The sequence below is a fragment of the Alkalibacterium sp. m-11 genome, from assembly GCF_054658155.1.
The window spans coordinates 1-24,305 of the sequence record NZ_BAAGIR010000026.1; the positions used below are offsets into that span (position 1 = coordinate 1).

The following is a 24,305-nucleotide window of genomic DNA, read 5'->3' on the forward strand; positions in this document are numbered from 1 at the left end:
TTCCACTGATTGAGAAAATGATTGTAGATGAATCGGGAACACCCAATAGTCTTGTTAATCAAAATAGCCTGTTCTTTGTTTGGATAGAGTCGAAATTTATAGGCTTTATGAATTTTCATTTGACAATCCACCTCCTTTTGTATATCATAATGATATAGTATTTAAGGAGTGGTGTCAATGGAAAAGATTCAAAAACTAATTCGCTTCCCCAAAGATTTAGTGGAAGCAATTGAAACGTATCAAGAGAAAAACAGCATAGCTACATTTACAGCCAGTGTACTTGAACTGTTGCGAAAAGCATTAAAATCAGAAGGGCTGTTTTGAGCTTCGCTCAATAGGCATTCATCTCCCACCTACGCTTCGCTTAGAGGTGGGAGTCTTCTGTCAAATGATGATAAATAGATAATAGAGCAGGACGTTCTAAAAAAACGTAAAAGAACCGGACAAAGTCCATAACGGAATTTGTCCGGTTCTTTATCTGTTTAAATGCTTCTTGAAGAACTCTGTTTCCTCACGATTACAATTTTTCGCTTCTTCAAGGTTCATATTGCAGTGAAAAATGTGCTGGAGGTGTTCATCTCCGGTCCTCCATATTTCTTGTACGTGACATCTACTCCTGCTTCCTTCATCAAACCCACCATGGGAAGGGAGGCTTTAGTGAATACGATTATTTTTCATTTAACTTTTTGATCGGTCTGCCTTCTGAATCATATACGTAATTTCTGAGTTTCATAGAGTCAGCCATAGCCTGTACTAACCTGTCCTGATACGGTTCTGCCAGTTCTTCAAAAAGATAGGCTTCCTCGTGGAGGCTGTGTTTGGAACGCAGAGCTTCCACCTCTCCTGGTTTTCGTAGTTTATATTTCCGACTGGGTAACTTTCCTTCTATGCTGCGTTTCTCAATGCGATAAAAGTGATTATCATCATTATAAATAATTTCCAGAGCGCCTGAATTGGTCCGTTTGTACTCAGCATGCGGGTAGGCTTCTTTATGAAGTTCCCACCAGGCTTTGATTCCCTTAATTGCCTCTTCCTCGTTTTCGTAACTCCCGTGTTCTTTTTTTACATTACTCAGCCGATTCTGCCAATAGGTGGTGTACACTTGCTGTTCCATTCACTTCACTCCTTCTGTTTGAGATACCTCTAGTGTATATCATCTTTCATTTAATTCAAATGGAATCGAATGCAAATAACCTTTTGTAAGGAGAATGTAAAATACACTTTTACCTGTCAGTAAATATATCCAAAAGTTTTCTGATAACTAATGCCATCAATGTTCCTGTAAAAATGACAAAGCCCAGATTCAACAGAAAAAATCCAGCTGAATAGTTTAAAGCCAGTTCCTGCTGCATCTGGTTCACTTCTTCTGCAGTAAGTCCCGCAAGCACATCCACAGGAACATCAATCGCCCACAGGAAATAACCGATGATTATCATGATCAGGCTGATGAACAGACCGGCGATCAGCCATTTATTCACTCTATTTCTCATATTCCGACTCCTTTTACTGAGTGATCGTTCTCCTAGTTATGGTTGCGGCACTCCTTGTTCTTTCAGTTAGTGTATCAGTCCACATCGCTGAAGTAAACCAGCTTTACTATACAGTAGGCTGTATTCTGGAGAGAGTAAGACAACTGGCCTGATTTTCCGGTAGACGTTATTCTGATCGATTCTGGTCAAGTCTCATTTTTTAAAGATGAATGGTTCATATATCTGTTTATGAACCAGTCGCACCTGTTTTCATTCCGTGAATACACCATATAGTTATTTATGACACATTCGACCACCTTTTTTCGAAATGAACAGTCCATATATCCATTTATGGCACATTCGAGTCTTCTATATGCCTCACTTTCGATCGGAAAAGAGGCTTCCGCCTCTTTGACCTCATCCATATAGTTGGCGAATGCCTCAAATCTCTGTTTTATGAGGCATTCATCTTAATTTTTAGTTGTGAATACCTCATATTTCTATCTTATGAGGCATTCGTTCTTTTATTCTGGATGCGAATACCCCATATCTCTACTTTATGAGGCATTCGGTTCTTAATCATTTCTAAAGGTCAAAAGATTTCTATTTGAAAAGAGGCATCCGCCTCTTTTTCTCCTATCTATTAATGGGTTTATAAATTATGGACCAGTAAGTCCAGTTTTTTCGACAACTTTATCAAAAAAGAGTCGCTGACCTGGTCAGCGACTCTTCCTTTATCTTCTTTAGTGTATTTATTATCCTCTGATTGTTTTCAGTCCACGACTCCATGAAACAGTTGTATCGATTACAGATTTGATTGTCGGGTTGTGTACTTCTGAGGGACGGAATGTTGTCATGTCTTCAAAGTCAGTGAAGAGACTGAATCCACCGGTAGGTCCTACTGTAGCCACGTTGGCATTAGATAGAATCGTACGTAGACTGATAGTCGCCGCTACCCCTAAGGTCGACCCGTAACCAACGATTCCTGCCGCTTTATTCCCCCACTCGGAAGCAAGGTAGTCAATTGCATTTTTCAATGATGGAGTGATCGACTTGTTATATTCAGGTGTGATGAAAATAAACCCGTCGAGTGAGTCGATTTTCTCAGACCATTTCTGATTGCCTTCTTTGCCATACTGCTTGTTTGCCATTAATGGCGGAAGGGCCTCGTTGAACATCGGCAAATCGTAGTCTTTGATATCGACGATTTCAAACTCTGCATCCTGTACCTCTTTCGCTTTTTCAAGTACATACTCAGCCACCTGATTATTGACACGTGTATCTCGTGTACTACCCGTTATAATTCCTATCTTTACCATAAATTAACTCCTCCTTTTAAATGCTAACTATTCGTAAGTCAGCTGCATTGCTTATTATATGACAGCTTGACTTGGAAATAAACCAACAGTATAGTAGATGTGTTGTTTAGATAACAGACATATCCGTCTGTTTAGCATTCCAGTAGAAAGGCAGACAAGTACAGTGCAAGTAAAAAAAGATCCTCGTGTGATACGTTCAAGAACACAGATTATCGATGCTTTTGTCCTTCTTTCAGGAAAAAAGCCATTTTCCTCTATTACCGTTAAAGATATCACTACAGAAGCACGGATCAATCGGGCCACCTTTTATAATCATTTTCTAGATAAATATGACTTGCTTGAGCAAGTCGTCAGTGAAGCCTTGCGGTCAAACCTTGGCTGCAGCAGTCGTCCTGATATCAAAGAGCATTTGTCGACTGAAGATACACTTAGAGAACTTTTTATCTCGCTGATTCGATTCGAAAAAACACTCGATTCGTATTCGGATGGATCGGAGGAGTCTGAAATGATCGATCTGGTGATCCATTCTCATCTAATCGATATTCTATCTTCACATCTGGCTCTCCATAAACCTGGGATAGAATCTTCGGTTCATCTTAAGCTGGCTAGAATGCTGACCCATGCGTTACTGGGAATGACCAAGGATTACTGTGAGTCTTCACAGGCTGAAGCACCAGAAGACTATATGGATCCTGTTCTGCCCGCTTTAATCAATGGACTGGACTCATTATAAAACGCTGCCGATTGGTCAGCAGAGAGTCAGGAAGAGAATACCCTGATTTTTCTGCTTCAAGCAATCGGCAGCGTTATTTTTTATCGATCAGCTCATCATGGCAAAAAGTCCGTTCAGCTGATAGCTGACCCCTTCTCCTCTAGCTGAATGCAACCGTTTATCTGTGAATGTAGAGGCCCGCTCTACTTCTATATTTTCATTTTTGATTCCCGCTTCTTTCAATATCGACAGATTCGCATCCGTCATGCTCATCTTATATTTAGCCCCTGTCTTCCTGAAAAACTGATCCCTTTCGGCAAATCCGGCAAATGCTTCATATACATCCGGCCCCACTTCATAATTATCTTGGTCGATTGATGGTCCGACGTAAGCAATCAACGTTTTAGGATCCGTATTATACTTACTGATCATCTTCTCTATCGCTTTAGTGGTGATGCGCTGAGTCGTCCCCCGCCAACCCGAATGGACATTGACCAGTATTTCATGCACAGGATCATAAAGAATAACCGGTGTACAGTCCGCATACTTGATAAGCAAGCCGACTCTTTTTTTGTCTGTCAGCAGACCGTCTGTTTCCTTGAATGTCTTGCCGAAGACAAATGAATCGCCGTTTGATCCATCTGCATAGGTGACATTTGCACTATGGACCTGTTGACCGGTATAAATCTCATCCGGTCTGTCGGAATCTATTTCATTTAAAAGCCTGTTCATATCGTCAGCCACTTTGCTTCCTGCGGTCTGATACCTGAAATTATAATCAGATCCGGCTACTTTAGTTATGACACCGTATTTTTCAAGTAATCGTGAATGCATTGCCTTGAGCCACCCTATCCCTAATTTTTTGTCTATTATAGCATAGATCATCTCTTTCTCAGAATTGGACTATTCAATTGTATTAAAATCCATCTGATAACACCTTTGCTTCTTATATTATTACCTAAATTATATGAGATCAGTCCTTGGATCCGAAAATACTCATATAGTAAAAACCACATGATCTGTCCACCTTCAAAACAGACTTAACTGCCTGAATGAAGATCTGACGCATCATGCGGTTTATTGTAATCTTTCCTAACTTATATTTTTAACGGTTCAGAATCGATTTTGTATGCTGATTAAATATACTTCGAGTGCCTCTAACTGCAGCAATACGTTCTTCTGCCAGGATATCCGCCGCTTTGTAAGAAGGAATGCCGTCACGTTCTGCGATGGCAAATACTTTTTCAATCTGATCGTACACTCTGTCGATGGACATACGTGCACGCGCTTCGTTGTAGCCCCCGTTGAACTCGTCTGCCACTTGAATGACTCCACCTGAATTAATGATGTAGTCCGGAGCATAGATAAGTCCCATTTCTTCAAGTTTATCTCCGTGCCGAGCTTTTTCGAGCTGATTATTGGCGGCGCCTGCAATGACTTTGATGCCCGCGGCTTTAATTTTTTCCAGACTGTCATCATTGACGGTTGCTCCTAGAGCACAAGGTGCATAAATGTCGGCCTGGACTGAAAACAGGTCATCGGAAGCAACGATCTGGCATCCTAAATCACGTGCCCGATTTCTTGGCTCCTCAAACAGATCAGCAGCTATGACATGAGCCCCTTCTGCTATAGCTTTCTCGGCCAGAATATATCCGACTTTACCGACTCCCTCAATCAGGATCCGTCTGCCTTCCAGCGACGGGGAGCCGAACGCTTTGTTAGCAGCGGCTTTCATCCCCACGTAAACACCATGAGCAGTTGAAGGAGAAGGATTGCCTGACGTTCCCGGTTTGAGTCCAGTTCCTGCAACATAGTTCGTTTCCTGATAAATATAATCCATCTCGATTTCAGTTGTGCCGACGTCCGCCGCAGTTATGTAACGGCCGTTCAACCCTTCGACAAATCGTCCGAATGCTCTGAACATTGCCTCTTTGTTTACTTCTTTATCTGGATTCTTTAAAATTACCGTTTTCGCTCCGCCTATGGGCAGTCCACTTGCAGCATTTTTGTAGGTCATTCCCTTAGCCAAACGCATGGCATCCAGAATCGCTTCTTCCTCTTTGTCATATGTCCAGTACCGCGTCCCGCCAAGGCCAGGGCCTAATGTCGTATCGTGAATACAGGTGATGGCTTTCAGGCCCGTCTCTTTGTCATTCATAAAAATCAGTTGTTCGTAGTCATATTCTTCCAGTGCTTTAAAAATATCCATTTGTCTACTTCCTTTCCGTTTTTAAATTTGACTAGATATGATTCCGTTAAAAGTAGGTAATAACTGACTCATTTTATGCTGCCGCTTACTCAAGTCATGTATAATGAACAGACGAGCATATTAATAATAAGGATGGATCCGATGGATATTAAACAGTTAAAATATTTTATAGAGATCGCCAACACTAAAAACTTGTCTCAAGCTGCCCGAAATCTGTTTGTGACGCAGCCGACTTTATCTTTTACGATTAAAAAGCTTGAATCCGAGCTGAATACCCATCTGTTCAACCCTCATGACAAATCGTTCAATCTGACCCGGTCCGGAAAACTGCTGTACAAGAAAGGTACGCAGATAGTGAACGACTTTGACGATCTGGTACATAAAATCCAGCATATGAAAACGGATATAAAAGAAACTATCAGGCTAGGCCTGACTATCCTTTTTGCCGTACAGTATATGGAACAGATATCAAGCTTCATCGCTACACATCAGAATGTCGATCTGATCATTACTCAAAACGGGTCACGTAAAATACAGACTATGCTGGCGAATGACGAGCTGGATATTGGCCTCGTATCATTTCCGAATACCCAGTCTAACGCCATTTCCATCGAAGCTCTGAATACATCGACAAAAGGGTACAGTGTCCATGTCGTTATGCCTGAAACGAATCCCTTGGCTGATGCCGAAGAACTGACCTTTATAGACTTGAAAAATCAGCGTTTTTCTACACTGAACGAGAATTTCATGCTTGGTCAGATGCTACTGGAGCGCAGCCGTCACCTCGGATTCGAACCGGATATTGTCATGTACCATGATGACTTGCAGGTTCTTTTATACAGCCTGCAGACGCTTGATTCGATCTGTCTGCTGCCTATTGAGTATCGCTCGATCGGATCTCTCGATGGATTGAAATGGATTCCTCTAAAAGATAAGAATGATTATTTTTCAATCGGTATCGCCTTAAAGAAAGGCAAAGCTCCGACTAAAGCGATCGAAGAACTCATTGCTGAGATTAAGAAGAACTGACTCCCTTAACCCATCGTACGTCCCTCTCACCTCGAGGGGGATTTTTTTATTCAATACAAATCGGATTCATCAGAGAATCGGCCGAGGTTTTCTTTTACAGTCTGAAGGAAACGTCCAGCCTGCAGCCCATCAATGATCCGATGGTCGATTGACAGACATAGATTGACCATATCTGCTGCTTTAAAGCCGCCTTCTTCAGTAGGAACAAATCGCTTATTGATGCTTTCCACCTGCAGGATCGCAGCTTGAGGATGATTAATGATTCCCATCGACTGGACTGATCCGAAACTTCCAGTGTTGTTGACGGTCATCGTTCCACCTTGCATATCTGACGTGGTCAACTTGCCTTGCCGGGCGAGTCCTGCCAGGCGACTGACTTCTTTGGACAAGCCATTCAGTGAGTAGCGATCAGCCTGATGGATAACAGGAACAAACAAATGCTCGTCAGTAGCGACCGCAACCGAAATACTGATGTCTTTATGATAGACAATATTTCCATTGTCCCACGAGGTATTAATAACTGGGTGCTTCTTAAGTGCCTGAACGACTGCTTTTACAAAGAACGGGAAGTAGGACAGTGACACGCCTTCATGCTCTTTGAATGTAGCTTTTGTCTGTTCTCTCAGTTTAACGATATTGGTCACATCTGCTTCGACCATCAGCCAGGCATGCGGGATCTCAGTTGAACTTTGAACCATTTTCCGGGCAATGGCTTTGCGTATGCCATCAGCGGGAACCACTTCGCCGCCATTTGGCAGAAGTGAAGCTGCCGGTGCTGCTTTTTGAGGACGCGTCGATTCTGCTTCAACTGGAGATGATTCCTCTGAACGATTCTCTTTCTTATCAGAAGACTGTTGTGCAGCAGGTTTCTGACTGTCTACATCGAATGCCAGCACATCTTTTCGAGTGATTCGCCCATGTTTTCCTGTACCTTCAACTTGGGACAGATTGATGCCGCGCTCCTGTGAAATACGAACAACTGCCGGAGAATAGCGGGTCGAACTGTCGGGAACTTTTTGGGTATCCTTTGGAGTCGACTGCTTCTCATCACTCGTCGTCTGCCGCTCCATCGGTTCCCTTTCCGCTTCCTTGACGATTTCCTCGTTGATGTGGTCAGTGAACTCCTCACCTGTTTCAATTCCTGCTTCCGAGCTGTCTGAATTCTCTCCCTCATCCTCTCCTTCTTCATCTGTCTGAATTTTCACCATTGGTGTTCCTATTTCAACATCCGTGTCTATGTCTATCAGAAATTCTTTGACTATTCCGGAATAATTGGAAGGGATCTCTGTTGTCACCTTGTCGGACACTGCTTCTGCAATCGGGTCGTATTTTTCGATCCGATCTCCTTCTGAAACCAGCCATGCAGCTATGGAGGCTTCGGTTACACTCTCACCTAGGTGAGGCATTTCAATAATTTCAATACTCATCAACTGATCCTCCTTAAAACTCTGCCAGTTCTCGCATAGCATTCGTCACTTTTTCTTCGTTAACCAGGAATTCGCGTTCCAATGCAATAGCGTACGGCATGCTTGGAGAATCCGGCCCGGCAAGTCTCTTGATCGGTGCATCCAGATCGAAAAGCGCTTCTTCAGCAATAATCGCTGATATTTCGCTCATGATGCTGCCTTCCAGGTTGTCTTCTGTAACCAGTAGGACTTTACCTGTTTTTTTCGCTGCTTTGACCAGCGTCTCCTTATCCAGTGGATACAAGGAACGCACATCGACAACTTCTGCTTCGTATCCCTCTTTGCTCAGCGTCTCAGCTGCTTTCAAGGCATGATTCAGAACCATGCCATAGCCGATGACCGTAATATCGTCGCCTTCGCGTACGACATTTGCCTTGTCAAGAGGTACGACATAATCGTCATCGGATACATCTTCTTTAAGTAGGCGATACAACCGTTTATGCTCGTAAAACAAAACAGGGTCGTCAGAGCGGATTGCCGCTTTGATCAGTCCTTTGGCGTCATGTGGAGAAGACGGGGTAACGATACGCAGTCCGGGCTGACCGAAGAGGACCTTTTCTGTAGATTGAGAGTGATACAGCCCCCCTCTTACTCCACCTCCATAAGGTGCACGGTAGACAATGGGTGCTGTCCAATCTCCTTTCGTACGGTAACGCATGCGTGACGCTTCCGATATCAATTGATTGACGGCAGGCAGGATATAGTCGGCAAACTGGAATTCTCCGATCGCCCGGTAGCCGACGAGTCCGAGTCCTACTGCCAGTCCACCAATCTCACCTTCTGTCAGCGGTGTATTAAAACAACGGTGATCTCCGAACTGTTCAGCCAGTCCTTTTGTGACTCCGAACACACCACCTTTTACTCCTCCGACGTCCTCGCCGAAGATCACTACATTTTCATCACGTGCCATTTCTTCTTCTATTCCTTTTCGAATGGCTTCTAAATACGTCATCATTGCCATAGGCTTCTTCCGTCCTTTCAGAATCTATTTTTCTGCATAAACGTGGTCAAGAATAGTGTCAGCCGTCGGTTCCGGCATCTCTTCTGCCTCGTCTGTCGCTTTATTGATCTCTTTTTTCAGCTCAGTATCAATGTCTGTCATTTCTTCACGGGTCAGATACCCTTCATCGATCAGCTGCTTTTCAAAGAACAGAAGCCCATCGTTTTTCTTCAAATTTTCAATATCTTCTTTGGAACGGTAGACGGTGTGGTCATCGTCAGCAGAGTGAGAGGTTAGCCGTGATACCATCAGTTCGATAAGCGCCGGCCCCTTTCCACTGCGCGCACGCTCTACAACTTCTTTGAATGCCAGATAGGTTTCGACAAAGTCATTGCCGTTAACTCTTTTTCCCGGGAATCCATAAGCAGGTCCACGTTCTGCCATCGTTTCATTGGCATACTGTTCATCCGTGCCTACGGAGATAGCATAGCCATTATTTTCAATGACGAATATCAGCGGCAGTTTCTTAACTCCTGCAAAGTTCATCGCTTCCTGCACTTCGCCCTGGTTCGCAGATCCTTCACCGGTAGCGGTCAACGTGACATAGTCCTGTTTTTTCAGCTGTGCCCCATAAGCCACTCCTGTAGCGAGCGGGAACTGTGTACTAACCGTTGATGAATGGGACACAATATTATGCTCTTTAGAGCCGTAATGGTTCGGCATCTGCCGGCCGTGAGACGAAGGATCATCTTCTTTACCGAGCGATCCAAGCATAATGTCTTTAGCTGTCATCCCCCAGACCATACACGCAGTCATATCACGGTAATAAGGGAGGAAATAATCCTTTTCAGGCTGGAATGCCATCGCCATCGCTACCTGTCCCACTTCATGTCCCTGACCGGAGATATTGAAGGAGGTCTTCCCAATTCGTGTCAGCTGCCATAAGCGTTCATCGAGCCGGCGCCCCATAAGAATATGTCTGTAGGCTTGAATGATTTCTTGTTTTGTTAAACCAGATTCTTCCAGTTTTTTCATCGCTTCTTCACTCACTTTCTTATTTATGAATCGCTAATTTGTATACATCCAGAGCGGCTTCCTGAATGGCTTCAGATAAGGTCGGATGAGGATGGATCGCCTCGCCGATTTCAATTGGGCTGGCATCCATATAGATAGCTGTACTTACTTCAGAAATCAGATCCGTTGCATGGGGACCGATGATGGATACTCCAATTAAATCATCCGTTTCTTCATCTTTGATTACTTCTACAAAGCCGTCCGTTTTACCTCCGATCAGTGCTTTCCCGTTCGAATTGAACTGGAAGGTTCCTGTCTTCACTTTCTTCCCTTCTGGAAGAGTCTCTTTAGTATAGCCAACGCTGGCTATTTCCGGAGACGTATAGGTGCATCTTGGTACGTTGACATAATTGATCGGCTCACTAGTATCATGGCAAATGTGGTCCACCGCCAGCTCTCCTTCTTTCATAGCCACATGAGCCAGCTGAAGGGTGTCGATGCAGTCGCCGATAGCATAAATATGGCTCTCGGAAGTCTGGTAATGGCCATTGACTTGAATGCCTTTTGCATCATATTTGACTGAAGTGTTCTGAAGGCCGATGCCTTCCACCACAGGTTTACGTCCAATTGCAACCATGACTTTATCCACCACAAGTGGATCGTCTTCTCCTTTAATTGAGAGAGACACTTTTCCGTTTTCTATCTCAGCCTGTTCTACAAGCTGACCGACTTTGACATCGATTCCCCGTTTTTCAAACTGCTTTTGCAGGGCCTTGGATACTTGCTTACTCTCATTGATTACCAGGCGGTCCAGTGCTTCAAAGATCGTGATCTCAACACCTAGACTGTGAAGCAGGGAAGCCCATTCAACTCCTATGACCCCTCCACCAACGATCGCCATACGCTCAGGCAGTTCTTGAAGCCTCAGCATCCCATCTGAAGACAGAATCATTTCTTCATCAAGAGGCAGGTGCGGCAGAGAGTTAGGAACGGAGCCTGTCGCAATAATCAGTTTCTTAGGAACGTAGATCTCTTCTTCTTTGTCAGGATCATCAAAGGTAACAGCCACCGCACCGGATACCGGAGAGAAAATAGATGGACCGAGTACTGCTCCTTTACCTTGAACGACTTTTATCTTATTTTTCTTAACCAGACCTTGAACCCCTTGATACAGCTGATCAACGATGGCCTCTTTTCGTTTAGTCACTTTCGAGTAATTGACTTTTGCTGTCTCCCCAATCTCAATACCGAATTCATCTGCCATGTTAAAGGTATCCATAACTTCTGCACTTTTCAGCAGAGCTTTGGACGGGATACAGCCGCGGTGCAGGCACGTGCCACCGAGCTTATCTTTTTCAACCAGGACAACATCCAAGCCTTGCTGGGCTGCCCGGATAGCTGCAACGTATCCACCGGTGCCTCCGCCAAGAATCAGTAATTCTGTTTCAATCGCCATAACGTTCTCCTCACATTTCCTTAATAGTGTTTCGCCTGTTCTTCATTATTTAATACACGCATCACGCCTTCAAACAAGGCTTCCATTTCCATTTCGCCGGGATGAACGGTCACAGGTGCGATCCAATCTACCCGCTCGCTGATTTGTTCTACTACAAGCTTAGCATAGGCGATGCCTCCAGTCAGAATAATAAGGTCCACCCTGCCTTTGAGAACAGCTGCCATTTCGGCAATGGCTTTCGCTAGCTGGTAGGTCATCGCTTCCAAAATGAGTCTTGCTTCTTCATCGCCATTATCGATGCGCTCAACAACATGTCTCAGATCGATTTCTTTTAAGTACGAATACATGCCACCTTTTCCTGCTAGTCGTTTTTTAACGTCATCCAGATTCAGATTTTCTTCCAGAATCATCTTGGCAAAGTCATAGAGGGGCAGTCCGCCAGTTCGTTCGGGAGTGAAGGGGCCTTCCCCATCCAGTCCGTTGACTACATCGATCATCTGCCCCTGATCGTGTGCGGCAATACTTGAACCTCCACCCATATGGGCCACGATCAACCTGCTTGCTTCATAGGTCTTTCCCTTTTCTCTTAAAACCCTTCTCGCAACCGCTTTCTGGTTTAAGGCGTGTACAACACTTCTCCGATCGATCCCTTTCAGACCTGAAATTCTGGCGACATCGTTCAGTTCATCCACAACGACAGGATCAACAATGTAGGCTTCGACTCCTGCCAATTCTGCGATTTCATAAGCCAGTACAGCTCCTAAATTAGAAGCATGTGTATTATATTTCTCTTCTTCAAGGTCTTTAAGCATGTCTTTCTCTACTAAATAAGTACCGCCGGGTATGGGCTTAAGAAGACCGCCTCTTCCTACTACAGCCCTTAATGTCTCTACCGCGAACCCCTCTTCTAACAGAAATGAAAGAATCAGCTCCATTCGAAAGGCTTTCTGCTGCATGACGCCGTCAAACTGACCAATTTCTTCTGTGCTGTGCCTGATGGTCCTTGTTGCTACTTCTTCCTTTTCATTGAACAATGATACCTTGGTAGATGTGGAACCTGGATTGATTGCTAGTATATACTCTTTCATTTAAATCCTCCTGCTAATGACTTACTGATTACTCTCGGCCTGCATCAAGGCAAACCGCAAGGCATATAATTTACTTCTGACCTTATCGCTTCTTGAGGTCAGAACGATCGGTACGTTTGTTCCTACGATCGTTCCACCAATCGTTGCATCGCCAAATAGAAGAAGCGTTTTGTACAGGACATTTCCGACATCTATATTAGGAACGACTAAGATATCCGCATCTCCGGCTACTGGACCAGTGAATCGCTTGCTTGTGACTGCTGCTTCAGAAAGAGACAGATCCAGTGATATGGGCCCGTATACCGTCGCTTCTTCATGGTCTTTAAACCGCTTCGTCAACCGGTCAGCCGTCAGTGATGAAGGCATCTTAGGATTGACGTTTTCAGCAGAACTTATCAGAGCCACTTTGGGTTTCTTCAGACCAATAGACTGGCCGACTTGTATGGCATTATTTATGATCTGTTCAAGCTGATCATCATCGGGAGTAATATTCATCCCGGCATCCGTCAGTAGAATATGCCGATCGAGCGCCTGCAGATTAACTAAAGCGACGTGCGACAGAAGGTCCTGCTTCTTAAGCTTATATTCTTTTTTGAGAACTTCTTTCAAAAGGGTATGCGTTTTTATCCCACCTTTAAGCAGAATACCTGATTCTCCGGAAGCGACGCTCCTGACGGCTTCTCTAACCATTTCTTCTTCGGATGAATACCCCCGGTACTCCCACAGGTCATCTGAATCAATATTATCTTCAGTATCAAATACAATAAATTTTACCTGGTCTCCCCAATCTTCAAGACTCAGTTGGACCAGCTCTTTGATCTCCGATCTCGAGCCCCCGGCAACTGCTACAGTATGCATAAATAATCCCCCTATTTTATGTAAACGCTTAATTTAAGTTTACCTTATATTCATTTAACTGCAAATACTTAAAACCTATAGTGCTATAAATTCTATCTATACTCAGACTATTCTCATTTTATTGTAGTTCCCTTTAATTACTAGATTTCTGAAAATAATGACTCTTTATAGTATCAAAAGTTTTTATACCTCAATCATTATTTTCTATATGCAAACGCTTCCTTTTTATGTTCTGATTTCACTTTGTGTATTTAATCACTATTTTCCATCATTTACATTCTGAAATTTGCTCTTGTACCGCTTAATATAAAGCGGTACACTCACTTTGTAAAACGCATTCAAAAGGAGGTTTGTTTTAAGTTTTTTTATAAATGAGCAAAAGATTAGAAAATCATTCAAATATACTCATTTATAATGTATACTACTTTAATATTGTGCATTACATAAAGAAAAGGAGTGTTTATTATAATGGAACAAAAAAGAGAGCAATGGGGATCCCGCTGGGGCTTTATTTTAGCTTCTATGGGTTCTGCAGTAGGTTTGGGAAATATCTGGCGATTTTCATACGCTATGGGAGAAGGCGGAGGTTCAGCATTTCTGATTATTTATTTATTAAGCGTCCTGCTCCTCGGATTTCCTGTCATGCTGATTGAATTCTCTATCGGACGCCGCTCACAGGCTGATGCCGTTCAAGCGTTCAAGAAGCTTGCTCCAAAATCACCCTGGTTTATAGCTGGAGGACTGGGTGTGCTAGCAGCCTTTCTGATTCTGTCATTTTATGGCGTAATCGGAGGCTGGTCACTGCGATACACCTTCGAGTATCTGACTGGAGGCATTACTGGAGATTCTTCTGAATTCTTCTTAGGCTTTATAGGCAGCACTGTATCCCCTATAGTCTGGCAGTTCATATTCATGGCTCTGACTATCGGGATAGTCTTTTTTGGGATTCAGAAAGGGATCGAATTATCCAGTAAATGGATGATGCCTACCTTGAGTGTGCTAGTCATCATACTGGCTGCATATAGTCTGACTCTCGGTGGAACTGCAGAAGCCCTGAACTTCATGTTCCGACCAGAATGGAGCGCATTCGCTGACCCTAATATCTATCTCGCTGCCATGGGACAGGCATTCTTTACATTAAGCCTGGGAATGGGCATTATGCTGACATACGGCAGTTACTTGAATCCCGATGTGCGTCTGACTTCTGCTGCTGCGATTGTCATCGTAATGGACACTTTATTTGCAATTATTTCTGGACTAATCATCTTCCCAGCATTATTTGCTTTCGGACTTGATCCGGCTGAAGGAGCAGGACTTGTGTTTATCGTTCTCCCGAATATTTTCGAAGCCTTAGGTGGCATTGGAACGATTGTCGGCCTCGTATTCTTTATCCTATTGTCATTAGCCGCGCTAACATCAGCTATCTCGCTGCTTGAAGTATCCGTATCTTACTTTATGCGCCGATTAAATATGTCCCGTAAAGCAGTCACTTTGATTGTTGGGCTCGTTATTTCTTTACTGGGTGTATTGAGTTCATTAAGCCAGGGAGCTATGGAAATAACAATTATGGGAGACAGTTTCCTGGACTTCATTGATAGCTTCACCGGAAACCTCCTCCTTCCATTGAGTGCTCTGATTTCAGTACTATTTGTGGGCTGGACCTGGAAGAAAGAGGATATCCTAACTCATACAGATACAAGCGGAACTGTATGGTCAGAGCTCTTTATCTTCACAGTGAAGTTCATTGCGCCAATTGCCATACTCGTAGTGCTGATCATCGGCATTCTGAACTGGTAAGCAGCATACCGATAAAAATCATCCTCATGGGTATAGAGGATAGCCTTGTTTTACTCATATTAAACAGCAGAAAACCAGAGCTTTCAAAGCTCTGGTTTTCTGCTGTTTATTGTTTAACTGTTATTCTTTTTCATATGTCTTTGTGCTTCTTACTGTATCGAAGTGTCTGACCTGACTTTCGATCGATTCTCTGCTATTCTCTAGGAATGGAGGAAGCGACAGTTTTTCTCCTAATGTTTCATAAGGTTCGTCGCCCATGAATCCTGGTCCATCTGTAGCCAGTTCGATCAAAATCCCTCTCGTTACTCTTGCATACAGGGACTGGAAGAAGAAACGGTCGACAAATCCTGAATTAGGAAGCTGGAACTGCTGATAGTGAGCGATCCAGTCTTCGATTGCTTTTTTATCATCTACTCTGAAGGCCACGTGATGAACCGTTCCGAATCCTTCTCTGTGCACCGGCAAGTTTTCCTGAACATCGACTATAACTTGAGCTCCATTTCCACCTTCGCCCATTTCGAACAGATGACATGTCTCTTCTTGTTCAATCTCTCTCATATTGTATACTTGTTCAAGGACAGCTTTAATATAATCGAAGTCAGCATAAGTCAGAAAGATCGGTCCTAACCCTGTAATGGCGTGTTCCAGAGGAATCGGTCCCTTCTGCCATGGCGTTCCAGACTCCACCCCTTCATTTGATTCATCTGAAATAAGCTGATACTGCTGATCATCGAAGTCTGTAAATCTCAGTACTTTTTTCCCGAACTGTTCCTGTATTCCATCATTATCAATGCTTAGTCTCTCAAATCGTTTAACCCAGTATGTGAGCGACTCATCTGTCGGCACTCTAAATGACGTTCTTGAGATTTCATCATTTCCGTGGACACCTTTAGGAATATTAGGAAAGTCGAAGAAAGTCATATCTGTTCCTGCACTTCCCTTGTCGTCTGCAAAAAAGAGATGGTAGGTTTGAATGTCATCCTGATTGACTGTCTTCTTAACCAGTCTAAGTCCTAAAACATGCGTAAAAAAGTCATAAATCTTCTCCGCACTGCTGGTAATTGCTGTAACATGATGAATGCCTGTTAATTCTTTCATTTTAAATCTCCTCCTGTATTATTTTACATTGTTTGTGAAATATTATTTAAACTCGAATTTCTCATTAAGAGCTTGCTCAAGCGCTTTCTGCTATAAAGGCTCTTATGACTTTGAGCAATTTATTTCGAATTCGAAGCAATTATACCGTGTCTATTTTTTATTGTCAAATTATTGCATTTTTATTAAGAATAAATCTTTTTAATAATATTTAATATTTTTGATTGCTAAACGGCTTCCAATAACTTATACTTCCATATATAGAAAGCGTGGGATGAAAATGAAATTAGGAGAAATCATAAAAATCAAGCGAAAAGAACTTGGTTTGACTCAACAGCAATTGGCAAAAGATATCTGTGCACAGGCTCTGATCAGCCGTGTGGAAAAAGGAGATATTGTGCCGAAAAAAGCCATTCTTGATAAGCTCGAACAAAGGCTGGGTCTTGAAGAAAACGAACTGATCAAGGCAGAGCATGACAACAGTAAAAAGAATGAGCTTCATGATGTTAAGAAGAATATCAGGCAGTACTCTTTAAACAGAGACTACAAAACAATAGAGCTTTTGCTTGACCACCACAAGTTACTGATAAATAGCTCGCGTGATGTTAACGATAAGGTGTTTTTTGCTATGATTGAAGCATTACTGGAATACCAATTATATAATCGTGGAGATCGCTCTCTTGAAATACTGAATGGTATATATCTTGATGATGTTGAAACAGAACTTGCAGTTGAAGTTTACAATGCTCGTGGAATCATTTATTATAAAAGAGACGATTTTGAAAAAGCAAGACAATCATATAAAAGTGGAATCGATATTTTAAATGATTCGGTCAGCATTGAAATACGCGCTAAAATAACTTTGAATTATGCTTTAGCTTTGGAACAATTGGACAATAGCAAGGAAGCTCTTTCCTATGTATCTGAAGGTATTGATATGTTAGTTCAGAATAATTGTCTATATTCGTTAGGGGATTTTCACCATACGAAAGGACACATCTTTTATAAGCTAGGCAACTTAGAGGATTCAAAAGAGTGCTTTGAACTCTCTTCCAGCATTTTCAGACTACAAAACAACAAAAAACTTTTATCATTCTCTCAGCTGGCGCTGACGGAAATCAATAATAAATTGTCGTTAAAACAAGGAGGATTTTCATGAAAAAACATAGAAAAGCTTTCGCATTAGTCTTAGCTGGTTTCATGGCTTTAACCTTTATTGTATCACCATTAACTGTCCCAAGAATTCCACCACTGCTTGAACGAGCAGCTGTAGAAGTAGAACATAACGTAGCGTAACTTTACCCTGTCATCTGAGAAAGATAAAAACCTCCCGTAACGAAAACGAGTATACCGCCAGCTAAGGATTATCTTAGCTGGTTTTTTTCTTGGAACATATTATTACAGCTAACTGCATGATTATGATACTCTAACTATATTAAACAAAAGGAGTGGTATAGTTGGCAGATAGAAATAACGATCCGCATAGACATGAAGAGAATCGACGCACCGGTCTCTTTGCCCTGTTTCTCATAGCTCTTGTCATCATCGTAGGAGTAATCGTCGTCATGTTCTTCATGGGAGATGGAGGAACCCCTACTGACACGGATACTGGTGATCAGACAGAAGAACAGACTGAAGACGGTGGCGATGATACCGATCTGGACGTCGATATTGACATCGATGGCAATGATGGGACAGATGGCGAAACAGACACCGATACTGATTCAGGCGATGGGACAGAGACTGAAGAGGAAGAGTAAGCTCTAGACTACAGGAAGTGGGTATCCTGAGTTTGTCTTTATAATGAAGTTATTTTTTTTAAAGCACCTTTCTGCTATTAGCACGTCTATTCTGTGCTGAAGCAGACTGCGTGCTTTTTTCCTGCTCTTCTATAGCCAGCCTTTGAAAAGGGTTCTTGTCATTCTTTTATAATTGAGAGATAATCGTACCACGCTTACAGATATTTAATAAGCAGGACAGTCGATCTATTTAAAGAAAGGCAGGATCTCACATGAGTAAACAAGTCAAAACAAATGTCATCAGACAATTGGAACAGCAGAACATTGATTACAAGGAACACCACTACTTCGGCTCAGATGTCTCCAGTGGAACAGACGTTGCAAGAAAAATGGGCAATAATCCTGACCAGCAGTTCAAGACACTAGTTACTCGAGGAAAATCTAATGAAGTCTATGTCTTTGTCATTCCAGTCAATGAAGAACTGGATTTGAAAAAAGCAGCACGATCTGTCGATGAAAAAAGCATCAGCATGATCAAGGAGAAGGAACTTCTGCCTCTGACTGGCTATGTACATGGGGGATGCTCCCCCATCGGAATGAAAAAAACTTTCAAAACCGTCCTTCACTCCTCTGCAGAACAGTTCGATACGATTATTTTCAGTGCCGGAAAAGTTGGAGTATCAGTTGAACTTGATCCCGATGATCTGATTAGACTCATTGATGGTCACATTGCAGATGTTGTAAAAAACTAACTGCTAGTAAAAAAAGTCGGACACTGCCATTCCTAGTGTCCGACTTCCTCTTATCGTTTTTTATTCTTCAGTTTAGAAGCAGCTAAGTCATAATTTTTCTGATGACTCTCTTTCATCCCTTCAAAAAATGGATAACGAGCTCTGCACTCATCTTCCAGGTTCTCAAAATCAGTCGTTAACTGGGTTAAGTAGTAATCTGAAAAGTTCAGCCGGTCCATGACTTCTTCTTTAGAATCTGTCACATTTCCATGTCCGGGCACATGGTAGCTGATGGTATAATTTTCCAGGATTGATCGTGCTTTCTTAACTGTCCGCTTATAATCTTTGTAGCTACTATAGATGAATGGAAACTCAACATCAGAAAGATAGTCTCCTGATAAAAAGAAACAGTAGGGTTCAACTATCGTAAACAATCCATCTTCCGTGTGGCCTGGGGCAAGATAAAATTTAAGCGTCACCTCACCCAGTTTCAACATATCATTGTCTGTCGTTATCAGACGGTCGACTGTTGGGTAGCTATGGTCATACTCTCTTTCGATATAGTACATTCGGTCAAATGCCTTCATTTCATCAACGATCTGGTCTTTTCGTTTATTATGATGAAAAGCTCGCGAGGCGATGACGAACGCGTCAGGAAATGCGCCGGCACCTATCAGATGATCATAATCACTATGAGTATAAATGATGTACAGTTTTCTATCGCCTAGGCGCTCATCGATATAGGCTCTAATTTCCTTCACTTCTTCAGGGAGCCAGTTCGGGTCGGTCATGATTATCGACTGTTCTGTTTCTATGATGACTGTGGTCGTTTGAAATAATGTACTTTTGAATACCGTGAGATTTCCATTTTGAAAATGAAGCATAGCCACTCCTCCAATTGTCCATCATGATTGTCTTAACTATACCACAATAGATTCTTCGCTGTTACTGTTCTTTGATGAAAGTCTTCCTGTCAAGTCAGTCCTATCAATTAAAAAATTTCCCTGTATTGCTCCCACTAGCTCTCGTGAAACATATTTCTTACAAAAAAATGACGGATACCCGGAGGTCCGTCATCATTATATTATTCAATTAAAAGTCGACTGGTACGCTCTTATCATCTTTTTTCAACTTCAGCGTTACTTTTTGTGGCGCCAGTTTAAGAACCAGGATGTTCGGATCGTCTTTCTCCTTATATGTATCATCCATATAGTCATTCCATACTCGGTCAATAAGGTCCTGATCCTGAGTCAGAGAAACGGTTGCTTCTATTTCAAGGTAATCCTTGTCGAATACGCCCTCTTCGTAGCCGATAAGTACGAAAGCATGATTGTTCGCTTCAATATCTTCTACTTTTTCAGTACGCTTATCCGTAACGGGATACAATACAAAATCATCACTTTTAAAGTCCATATAGCGTGCCACAGGCTTGTTTCCTGATACAGTAGCTAAAACGCCTACTTCATTCTTGTCCAAAATTTTCAGTGCTTTTTCTTTTGCTTCTGTCATGTCTCACATCTCCTTAAAGGTTTGTATATACTATGACAGGAATCAGGATGACAAGCAAAAATCTGCCTAAACACCTCGTTACTTGAACGAAGTATTCGGGCAGATTTAATTTCAAGCTCGATTTCTCAGCTTACTTTTTTCATAAAGTATTCAAGTACAGCAAAGTCATCAGTGAGTTCAGGATGATGGGCCGTCACCAGCACATTGTTCTGTTCGGCAGCGACAATTCTTCCGTCCACTTCTGCCAGGATAGTGACGCCTTCTCCGACTTCCTGAATATAAGGAGCACGGATGAAGACCGCTTCAACCGGCTGATCGATCCCTTTGAAGTTCAGCTTTGTTTCAAAACTGGCTACTTGTCTACCAAAGCCGTTGCGTTCAACTTCTATGTTTATGAAGCCCAGACGAAGATCCTGCGTCGGGTGACTGTCATCCGTACTGCAGAGAATCAGCCCGGCACAAGTCCCGAATATGGCTTGTCCATCCTGATGAAAGGTTCTAAGTCTCTTTTCCAGATGATGCTCTCGAATCAGACGGCCGATAGCTGTCGACTCGCCTCCCGGTATGATCAGTCCATCGATTATGTCAAAATCTTCCTCTTTCTTTACTGAAACAGGTTTGACCCCAATATTTTCCAGCGCTCGAATGTGCTCGCGTACGGCTCCTTGGAGATTCAGGACCCCAATGGTTTTTTTCATGCCTACCACCCGCGTTCCTGCATGCGTTCTGATTCAGCTAAGTGGCCGATCTCAATACCCGTCATAGCTTCACCCAAGTCTTTAGACAGTTCAGCCAGCAGTGTGTAGTCTTCATAATTTGTTGTTGCTCGAACAATCGCACGGGCGAATTTTTCTGGAGATTCAGACTTAAAGATTCCAGATCCCACAAACACGCCGTCAGCACCAAGGCTCATCATAAGCGCCGCATCTGCTGGTGTAGCGACACCTCCAGCCGCAAAGTTGACAACTGGCAGTTTCCCTAATTCCTTGACTTCTTTAACCAGGTCATATGGTGCACCAAGGTCTCTGGCAAAGGTCATCAGTTCGTCATCGGACTTTGTCTGTAGGGTATGAATCTGACTGTTCACTTTACGCATATGACGAACCGCTTCAACGATGTTCCCTGTTCCCGGCTCTCCTTTTGTTCGAAGCATGGATGCCCCTTCACCGATTCGTCTCAAGGCTTCTCCAAGATCACGGCAGCCGCAGACGAACGGGACGACGTATTCCGACTTCAACAAGTGAAATTCTTCATCTGCCGGTGTCAGCACTTCACTTTCGTCGATGTAATCCACACCCATGGCTTCAAGGATTCTAGCTTCAGAGATATGTCCAATTCGGGCTTTGGCCATGACCGGTATACTGACAGCGTTCATGACTTCTTCTATAATTGTCGGATCAGCCATACGGGCTACTCCGCCTGCTTTTCGAATATCAGAAGGTACACGTTCCAAGGCCATGACCGCTACGGCACCAGCCGCTTCCGCAATCTTTGCCTGCTCAGCGTTGACCACATCCATGATCACCCCGCCCTTCTGCATTTCTGCCATTCCACGTTTGACTCGTTCAGTTCCAACTACTTTTTCGCTCATTTAAAGTCCTCCTGTATGCAATAGGTTTTTTACCATTGATAGTAGTATATTTTTTTTAGCTTCATATGAATACATCCAATTGGACTATATTTCACCCATCCAATTTATGCTATACTATTTTAAATAGGTAAAGGGGGATTCAAATGTGGGCACTGGATAGGACTGGCGATATGCCTTTGTATCAGATCATCATGCAACTGATTGAACGTAAGATGAAGGAAGGTGTGCTGCTGCCCGGGGAACGTCTGCCTTCTGAACGGAAGCTGGCGGAATCCATGGGAGTCAATCGCTCAACCGTCATACGAGCTCTTGAGGAATTGACTGCTCAAGGTGTCCTTGTTCGTAGAAAAGGCAGTGGAACATTTATCAATGCGGATAAATGGAATCTCCAGACCAAGCCGCTTGTCAACTGGGGGGTATCTCCTGAGAATGATATTTTGTATAAACCGACTGCTTATGAAACTGCCGCAGCCAGTCGACGTGCTTATGGGTCTGGCTCTGTTCTCGATTTGTCAAAAGGCGTTCTGCCTCCAGATCTATTGCCTGATCTAGAGATTCCCAGTCTCCACTGGAGTGAGCTGGTCGAACAGGAAATCAGACAGTCGTCTTCTCATACAGGGATACATTCATTGAAGGAAAGCGTCCAGACGTATCTGAAGAAATCCTATCAGATGAGCGTTCCTTTAGAAGAAATCATGATCACTTCAGGCACACAGAATGCTCTTTTCCTGATTACTCAAGGTCTGCTCAAACCAGGTGACGCTGTGGGAATCGAGGCTCCTTCCTACTTCTATTCACTCCGGCTCTTTCAGGCAGCGGGACTTCGAATCGTCCCCATTCAAATGGATGCAGAAGGCATGACGGTTAAAGGGCTTCAGGAAGCTTCACTGAAGTATCATTTAAAAATGGTTTTTCTGAACCCGATTTTTCAGAATCCGACGGGTCTCGTCATGTCTCCACGACGAAAAGCTGAGATTCTTGATTACTGCCTGTTGAAACGTATCCCTATAGTAGAAGATGACGCATACGGCACATTGAGTTTTGACCCTGATTTGGATAACCGTCCACTTAAAATGCTGGATCAGAATCAGCAGGTTATTTACCTCGGTACCTTGTCAAAACTTGCCGGACGTCACCTGCGAATCGGATGGATGGTAGGTCCTGAGGCTATATTGAAGAATTTGTCTTCAATCCGCGCTCAAATCGATTCAGATTTGAGTTTCCTTCCTCAGTTTATGGCGGATCACTTTTTACGTCATCAGATGAATCAGTATCAGGAAAAGATTATTCGTGAATTGAAAGCCCGCAGCGCTTCAATGGAGAAGTGGCTAAGAGAAACATACGGGGATAAGGTGAATTTCACACGAGCGAAAGGCGGATTTCATTTGTATTGCCGCCTGAAAGATCCTGAACCTGGAGTGACCGATTCGTTTCTTACTAAGCTCTTGAATCAAGGGGTAATCGCCACAGAAGGGCGTCGATTCGGTAGCCAGACGGATGGCTTCCGATTAAGTTTTGTTAATTATCCAGTGGAAAAATCTGACTGATCAGATTTTTTCTTTATTTTGGTTCAGAGTGTGGATGTGAATGTGCATATATTTGTTTATGGTACATTCCCCACTTTACATTTAGACGCAATAGACCATAGATGAGTTTATGGTCTATTCATCTGTCTAATTCATCATCCAGAACCTGTTCAAACAATCGAGTAGGAGGTAAATAATTAATTTATTTACCGTCCTCTCACACCACCGTACGTACGGTTCCGTATACGGCGGTTCAATATCTTAAGTAAGCAGACTCTGCCAGGTCTCGTAGTGGAACTCCGTTCCAACGGTAGAGTCTTTTCGTTGTAAGCACCCAATGAACCTCAGGTGTTTTTGATAATCTCCAGTACTTCTTTCTGGAGTAGCCTATGCGTTTAGCACTGTCCATATCTAGACCTAAACGCATTAATCTGCTAATCTTAGTACGCGGGTTTTTCCATCTTTTTAAAATCAGTTGTCTGATACGGTGATGCAGCCATTGCTCCACTTTCTTCACGAATGATTTGATGAAGCCTGTGCCGAAATAATTAATCCAGCCTCTTGTTCTGCTGTTTATTTCTTTGACAATCTCATCAAACTTCCCTGCTCGTTTACGTTTAGTCAAGCGTCTCAAGGTACGCATGAATTTCGCTTTGGCTTCTTTCGAAGGTCTGTAACGACAGACCCCATTCACTGTGGTTATCAGACAACCCAAGAACTTTAAACGTGTTGGGGAACCCACTTTACTTTTATCCTG

27 protein-coding genes are annotated in these 24,305 nt (G+C 43.0%); 9 read left to right on the plus strand and 18 right to left on the minus strand.

The genetic code is table 11. The annotated features are described in order from the left end of the window. The coding region (locus ACYQ2O_RS04540; protein ID WP_459796093.1) for a helix-turn-helix domain-containing protein at positions 1-119 on the minus strand (119 nt) is incomplete at its 3' end. 58 nt (positions 120-177) lie between these two features. On the opposite strand from ACYQ2O_RS04540, the gene ACYQ2O_RS04545 reads away from it, so the two are divergent. Further along, on the plus strand, positions 178-324 hold the full coding sequence (locus ACYQ2O_RS04545; protein ID WP_176759653.1) for a hypothetical protein: 147 nt from the start codon (positions 178-180) through the stop codon (positions 322-324). A gap of 343 nt (positions 325-667) precedes the next feature. On the opposite strand, the gene ACYQ2O_RS04550 is transcribed toward ACYQ2O_RS04545, so the two are convergent. From ACYQ2O_RS04550 to ACYQ2O_RS04560, 3 genes are all read right to left on the minus strand, one after another. Further along, positions 668-1,114 (minus strand): hypothetical protein, encoded by a 447-nt coding sequence (locus ACYQ2O_RS04550; RefSeq protein WP_346024715.1) that lies wholly within the window; start codon positions 1,112-1,114, stop codon positions 668-670. A gap of 109 nt (positions 1,115-1,223) precedes the next feature. Continuing rightward, on the minus strand, positions 1,224-1,490 hold the full coding sequence (locus tag ACYQ2O_RS04555; RefSeq protein WP_346024714.1) for a hypothetical protein: 267 nt from the start codon (positions 1,488-1,490) through the stop codon (positions 1,224-1,226). Between the two features lie 734 nt (positions 1,491-2,224). Next, the gene (locus ACYQ2O_RS04560; RefSeq protein WP_459769980.1) at positions 2,225-2,788 is read right to left on the minus strand and encodes an NADPH-dependent FMN reductase; all 564 of its coding nucleotides are present in this window, start codon (positions 2,786-2,788) and stop codon (positions 2,225-2,227) included. Positions 2,789-2,951: 163 nt separating this feature from the next. Between ACYQ2O_RS04560 and ACYQ2O_RS04565 the strand changes: the two genes are divergently transcribed. Further along, positions 2,952-3,521 carry a TetR/AcrR family transcriptional regulator gene (locus ACYQ2O_RS04565; RefSeq protein WP_459769981.1) on the plus strand — a complete coding sequence of 190 codons (570 nt, stop codon included), beginning with the start codon at positions 2,952-2,954 and terminating at the stop codon, positions 3,519-3,521. A gap of 87 nt (positions 3,522-3,608) precedes the next feature. Here the strand turns inward: ACYQ2O_RS04565 and pgeF are convergent, their stop codons facing one another. Together pgeF and ACYQ2O_RS04575 are read right to left on the minus strand one after the other, a co-directional pair. Further along, positions 3,609-4,334, minus strand: a complete 726-nt coding sequence (pgeF, locus tag ACYQ2O_RS04570; protein ID WP_459769983.1) for a peptidoglycan editing factor PgeF — start codon at positions 4,332-4,334, stop codon at positions 3,609-3,611. Between the two features lie 271 nt (positions 4,335-4,605). Next, entirely contained in the window at positions 4,606-5,709 is a 1,104-nt protein-coding gene (locus ACYQ2O_RS04575; RefSeq protein ID WP_459769985.1) for a Glu/Leu/Phe/Val family dehydrogenase, read from the minus strand. A gap of 141 nt (positions 5,710-5,850) precedes the next feature. Here ACYQ2O_RS04575 and ACYQ2O_RS04580 point away from each other — a divergent pair, with 141 nt between their 5' ends. Beyond that, positions 5,851-6,738 carry a LysR family transcriptional regulator gene (locus ACYQ2O_RS04580; RefSeq protein ID WP_459769987.1) on the plus strand — a complete coding sequence of 296 codons (888 nt, stop codon included), beginning with the start codon at positions 5,851-5,853 and terminating at the stop codon, positions 6,736-6,738. A gap of 50 nt (positions 6,739-6,788) precedes the next feature. On the opposite strand, the gene ACYQ2O_RS04585 is transcribed toward ACYQ2O_RS04580, so the two are convergent. Genes ACYQ2O_RS04585 through ACYQ2O_RS04610 form a run of 6 tightly spaced genes read right to left on the minus strand, consistent with a single transcriptional unit; the run spans position 6,789 to position 13,560 of the window. After that, a complete protein-coding gene (locus ACYQ2O_RS04585) occupies positions 6,789-8,165 on the minus strand; it encodes a dihydrolipoamide acetyltransferase family protein (protein ID WP_459769988.1) in 1,377 nt (458 codons plus the stop codon). A 13-nt stretch (positions 8,166-8,178) separates the two neighbouring features. Further along, on the minus strand, positions 8,179-9,165 hold the full coding sequence (locus ACYQ2O_RS04590; RefSeq protein WP_346025606.1) for an alpha-ketoacid dehydrogenase subunit beta: 987 nt from the start codon (positions 9,163-9,165) through the stop codon (positions 8,179-8,181). Positions 9,166-9,189: 24 nt separating this feature from the next. Beyond that, positions 9,190-10,179, minus strand: coding sequence for a thiamine pyrophosphate-dependent dehydrogenase E1 component subunit alpha (locus tag ACYQ2O_RS04595; protein ID WP_091265835.1), 990 nt, complete (start codon positions 10,177-10,179; stop codon positions 9,190-9,192). A 19-nt stretch (positions 10,180-10,198) separates the two neighbouring features. Continuing rightward, on the minus strand, positions 10,199-11,614 hold the full coding sequence (gene lpdA, locus ACYQ2O_RS04600; protein WP_459769990.1) for a dihydrolipoyl dehydrogenase: 1,416 nt from the start codon (positions 11,612-11,614) through the stop codon (positions 10,199-10,201). Between the two features lie 20 nt (positions 11,615-11,634). Next, a complete protein-coding gene (gene buk, locus ACYQ2O_RS04605; RefSeq protein WP_459769992.1) occupies positions 11,635-12,702 on the minus strand; it encodes a butyrate kinase in 1,068 nt (355 codons plus the stop codon). Positions 12,703-12,723: 21 nt separating this feature from the next. Continuing rightward, positions 12,724-13,560: a phosphate acyltransferase gene (locus tag ACYQ2O_RS04610; RefSeq protein WP_459769994.1), complete on the minus strand. Its 837-nt coding sequence runs from the start codon at positions 13,558-13,560 to the stop codon at positions 12,724-12,726. A 468-nt stretch (positions 13,561-14,028) separates the two neighbouring features. On the opposite strand from ACYQ2O_RS04610, the gene ACYQ2O_RS04615 reads away from it, so the two are divergent. Continuing rightward, positions 14,029-15,357 (plus strand): sodium-dependent transporter, encoded by a 1,329-nt coding sequence (locus ACYQ2O_RS04615; protein WP_459769996.1) that lies wholly within the window; start codon positions 14,029-14,031, stop codon positions 15,355-15,357. 120 nt (positions 15,358-15,477) lie between these two features. On the opposite strand, the gene ACYQ2O_RS04620 is transcribed toward ACYQ2O_RS04615, so the two are convergent. Further along, entirely contained in the window at positions 15,478-16,455 is a 978-nt protein-coding gene (locus tag ACYQ2O_RS04620) for a ring-cleaving dioxygenase (RefSeq protein ID WP_459769998.1), read from the minus strand. Between the two features lie 271 nt (positions 16,456-16,726). Between ACYQ2O_RS04620 and ACYQ2O_RS04625 the strand changes: the two genes are divergently transcribed. The 4 genes from ACYQ2O_RS04625 to ybaK all read left to right on the plus strand — a co-directional run bounded on the left by ACYQ2O_RS04625 (position 16,727) and on the right by ybaK (position 18,943). Further along, positions 16,727-17,611 (plus strand): helix-turn-helix domain-containing protein, encoded by an 885-nt coding sequence (locus tag ACYQ2O_RS04625; protein WP_459770000.1) that lies wholly within the window; start codon positions 16,727-16,729, stop codon positions 17,609-17,611. Next, positions 17,608-17,748, plus strand: coding sequence for a hypothetical protein (locus ACYQ2O_RS04630; RefSeq protein ID WP_346025399.1), 141 nt, complete (start codon positions 17,608-17,610; stop codon positions 17,746-17,748). Before ACYQ2O_RS04625 ends, ACYQ2O_RS04630 begins: the two co-directional genes overlap by 4 nt. Positions 17,749-17,909: 161 nt before the next feature. Next, positions 17,910-18,212: a hypothetical protein gene (locus ACYQ2O_RS04635; protein ID WP_459770002.1), complete on the plus strand. Its 303-nt coding sequence runs from the start codon at positions 17,910-17,912 to the stop codon at positions 18,210-18,212. 251 nt (positions 18,213-18,463) lie between these two features. Further along, positions 18,464-18,943 (plus strand): Cys-tRNA(Pro) deacylase, encoded by a 480-nt coding sequence (gene ybaK / locus ACYQ2O_RS04640; RefSeq protein ID WP_459770004.1) that lies wholly within the window; start codon positions 18,464-18,466, stop codon positions 18,941-18,943. A 50-nt stretch (positions 18,944-18,993) separates the two neighbouring features. Here ybaK and ACYQ2O_RS04645 read toward each other — a convergent pair whose 3' ends face one another. The 4 genes from ACYQ2O_RS04645 to pdxS all read right to left on the minus strand — a co-directional run bounded on the left by ACYQ2O_RS04645 (position 18,994) and on the right by pdxS (position 22,022). After that, on the minus strand, positions 18,994-19,806 hold the full coding sequence (locus tag ACYQ2O_RS04645) for an MBL fold metallo-hydrolase (RefSeq protein ID WP_346025393.1): 813 nt from the start codon (positions 19,804-19,806) through the stop codon (positions 18,994-18,996). A gap of 208 nt (positions 19,807-20,014) precedes the next feature. After that, a complete protein-coding gene (locus ACYQ2O_RS04650; protein ID WP_459770006.1) occupies positions 20,015-20,431 on the minus strand; it encodes a pyridoxamine 5'-phosphate oxidase family protein in 417 nt (138 codons plus the stop codon). A gap of 125 nt (positions 20,432-20,556) precedes the next feature. Further along, positions 20,557-21,129 carry a pyridoxal 5'-phosphate synthase glutaminase subunit PdxT gene (gene pdxT, locus ACYQ2O_RS04655; RefSeq protein ID WP_459770008.1) on the minus strand — a complete coding sequence of 191 codons (573 nt, stop codon included), beginning with the start codon at positions 21,127-21,129 and terminating at the stop codon, positions 20,557-20,559. 2 nt (positions 21,130-21,131) lie between these two features. Continuing rightward, complete coding sequence (gene pdxS, locus ACYQ2O_RS04660) at positions 21,132-22,022, minus strand: pyridoxal 5'-phosphate synthase lyase subunit PdxS (RefSeq protein WP_459770010.1); 891 nt, start codon at positions 22,020-22,022, stop codon at positions 21,132-21,134. Positions 22,023-22,165: 143 nt separating this feature from the next. On the opposite strand from pdxS, the gene ACYQ2O_RS04665 reads away from it, so the two are divergent. Next, a complete protein-coding gene (locus ACYQ2O_RS04665; RefSeq protein ID WP_459770012.1) occupies positions 22,166-23,569 on the plus strand; it encodes an aminotransferase-like domain-containing protein in 1,404 nt (467 codons plus the stop codon). A gap of 232 nt (positions 23,570-23,801) precedes the next feature. Here ACYQ2O_RS04665 and ACYQ2O_RS04670 read toward each other — a convergent pair. Then, the coding region (locus ACYQ2O_RS04670; RefSeq protein WP_459796092.1) for a group II intron maturase-specific domain-containing protein at positions 23,802-24,305 on the minus strand (504 nt) is incomplete at its 5' end.

Bases quoted from the DNA above. Each gene is read 5' to 3' on its own strand.
- ACYQ2O_RS04545 (WP_176759653.1), top strand. From the start codon at position 178: ATGGAAAAGATTCAAAAACTAATTCGCTTCCCCAAAGATTTAGTGGAA.
- ACYQ2O_RS04550 (WP_346024715.1), bottom strand. From the start codon at position 1,114: ATGGAACAGCAAGTGTACACCACCTATTGGCAGAATCGGCTGAGTAAT.
- ACYQ2O_RS04555 (WP_346024714.1), bottom strand. From the start codon at position 1,490: ATGAGAAATAGAGTGAATAAATGGCTGATCGCCGGTCTGTTCATCAGC.
- ACYQ2O_RS04560 (WP_459769980.1), bottom strand. From the start codon at position 2,788: ATGGTAAAGATAGGAATTATAACGGGTAGTACACGAGATACACGTGTC.
- pgeF (WP_459769983.1), bottom strand. From the start codon at position 4,334: ATGCATTCACGATTACTTGAAAAATACGGTGTCATAACTAAAGTAGCC.
- ACYQ2O_RS04575 (WP_459769985.1), bottom strand. From the start codon at position 5,709: ATGGATATTTTTAAAGCACTGGAAGAATATGACTACGAACAACTGATT.
- ACYQ2O_RS04580 (WP_459769987.1), top strand. From the start codon at position 5,851: ATGGATATTAAACAGTTAAAATATTTTATAGAGATCGCCAACACTAAA.
- ACYQ2O_RS04585 (WP_459769988.1), bottom strand. From the start codon at position 8,165: ATGAGTATTGAAATTATTGAAATGCCTCACCTAGGTGAGAGTGTAACC.
- ACYQ2O_RS04590 (WP_346025606.1), bottom strand. From the start codon at position 9,165: ATGGCAATGATGACGTATTTAGAAGCCATTCGAAAAGGAATAGAAGAA.
- ACYQ2O_RS04595 (WP_091265835.1), bottom strand. From the start codon at position 10,179: ATGAAAAAACTGGAAGAATCTGGTTTAACAAAACAAGAAATCATTCAA.
- lpdA (WP_459769990.1), bottom strand. From the start codon at position 11,614: ATGGCGATTGAAACAGAATTACTGATTCTTGGCGGAGGCACCGGTGGA.
- buk (WP_459769992.1), bottom strand. From the start codon at position 12,702: ATGAAAGAGTATATACTAGCAATCAATCCAGGTTCCACATCTACCAAG.
- ACYQ2O_RS04610 (WP_459769994.1), bottom strand. From the start codon at position 13,560: ATGCATACTGTAGCAGTTGCCGGGGGCTCGAGATCGGAGATCAAAGAG.
- ACYQ2O_RS04615 (WP_459769996.1), top strand. From the start codon at position 14,029: ATGGAACAAAAAAGAGAGCAATGGGGATCCCGCTGGGGCTTTATTTTA.
- ACYQ2O_RS04620 (WP_459769998.1), bottom strand. From the start codon at position 16,455: ATGAAAGAATTAACAGGCATTCATCATGTTACAGCAATTACCAGCAGT.
- ACYQ2O_RS04625 (WP_459770000.1), top strand. From the start codon at position 16,727: ATGAAAATGAAATTAGGAGAAATCATAAAAATCAAGCGAAAAGAACTT.
- ACYQ2O_RS04630 (WP_346025399.1), top strand. From the start codon at position 17,608: ATGAAAAAACATAGAAAAGCTTTCGCATTAGTCTTAGCTGGTTTCATG.
- ybaK (WP_459770004.1), top strand. From the start codon at position 18,464: ATGAGTAAACAAGTCAAAACAAATGTCATCAGACAATTGGAACAGCAG.
- ACYQ2O_RS04645 (WP_346025393.1), bottom strand. From the start codon at position 19,806: ATGCTTCATTTTCAAAATGGAAATCTCACGGTATTCAAAAGTACATTA.
- ACYQ2O_RS04650 (WP_459770006.1), bottom strand. From the start codon at position 20,431: ATGACAGAAGCAAAAGAAAAAGCACTGAAAATTTTGGACAAGAATGAA.
- pdxT (WP_459770008.1), bottom strand. From the start codon at position 21,129: ATGAAAAAAACCATTGGGGTCCTGAATCTCCAAGGAGCCGTACGCGAG.
- pdxS (WP_459770010.1), bottom strand. From the start codon at position 22,022: ATGAGCGAAAAAGTAGTTGGAACTGAACGAGTCAAACGTGGAATGGCA.
- ACYQ2O_RS04665 (WP_459770012.1), top strand. From the start codon at position 22,166: ATGTGGGCACTGGATAGGACTGGCGATATGCCTTTGTATCAGATCATC.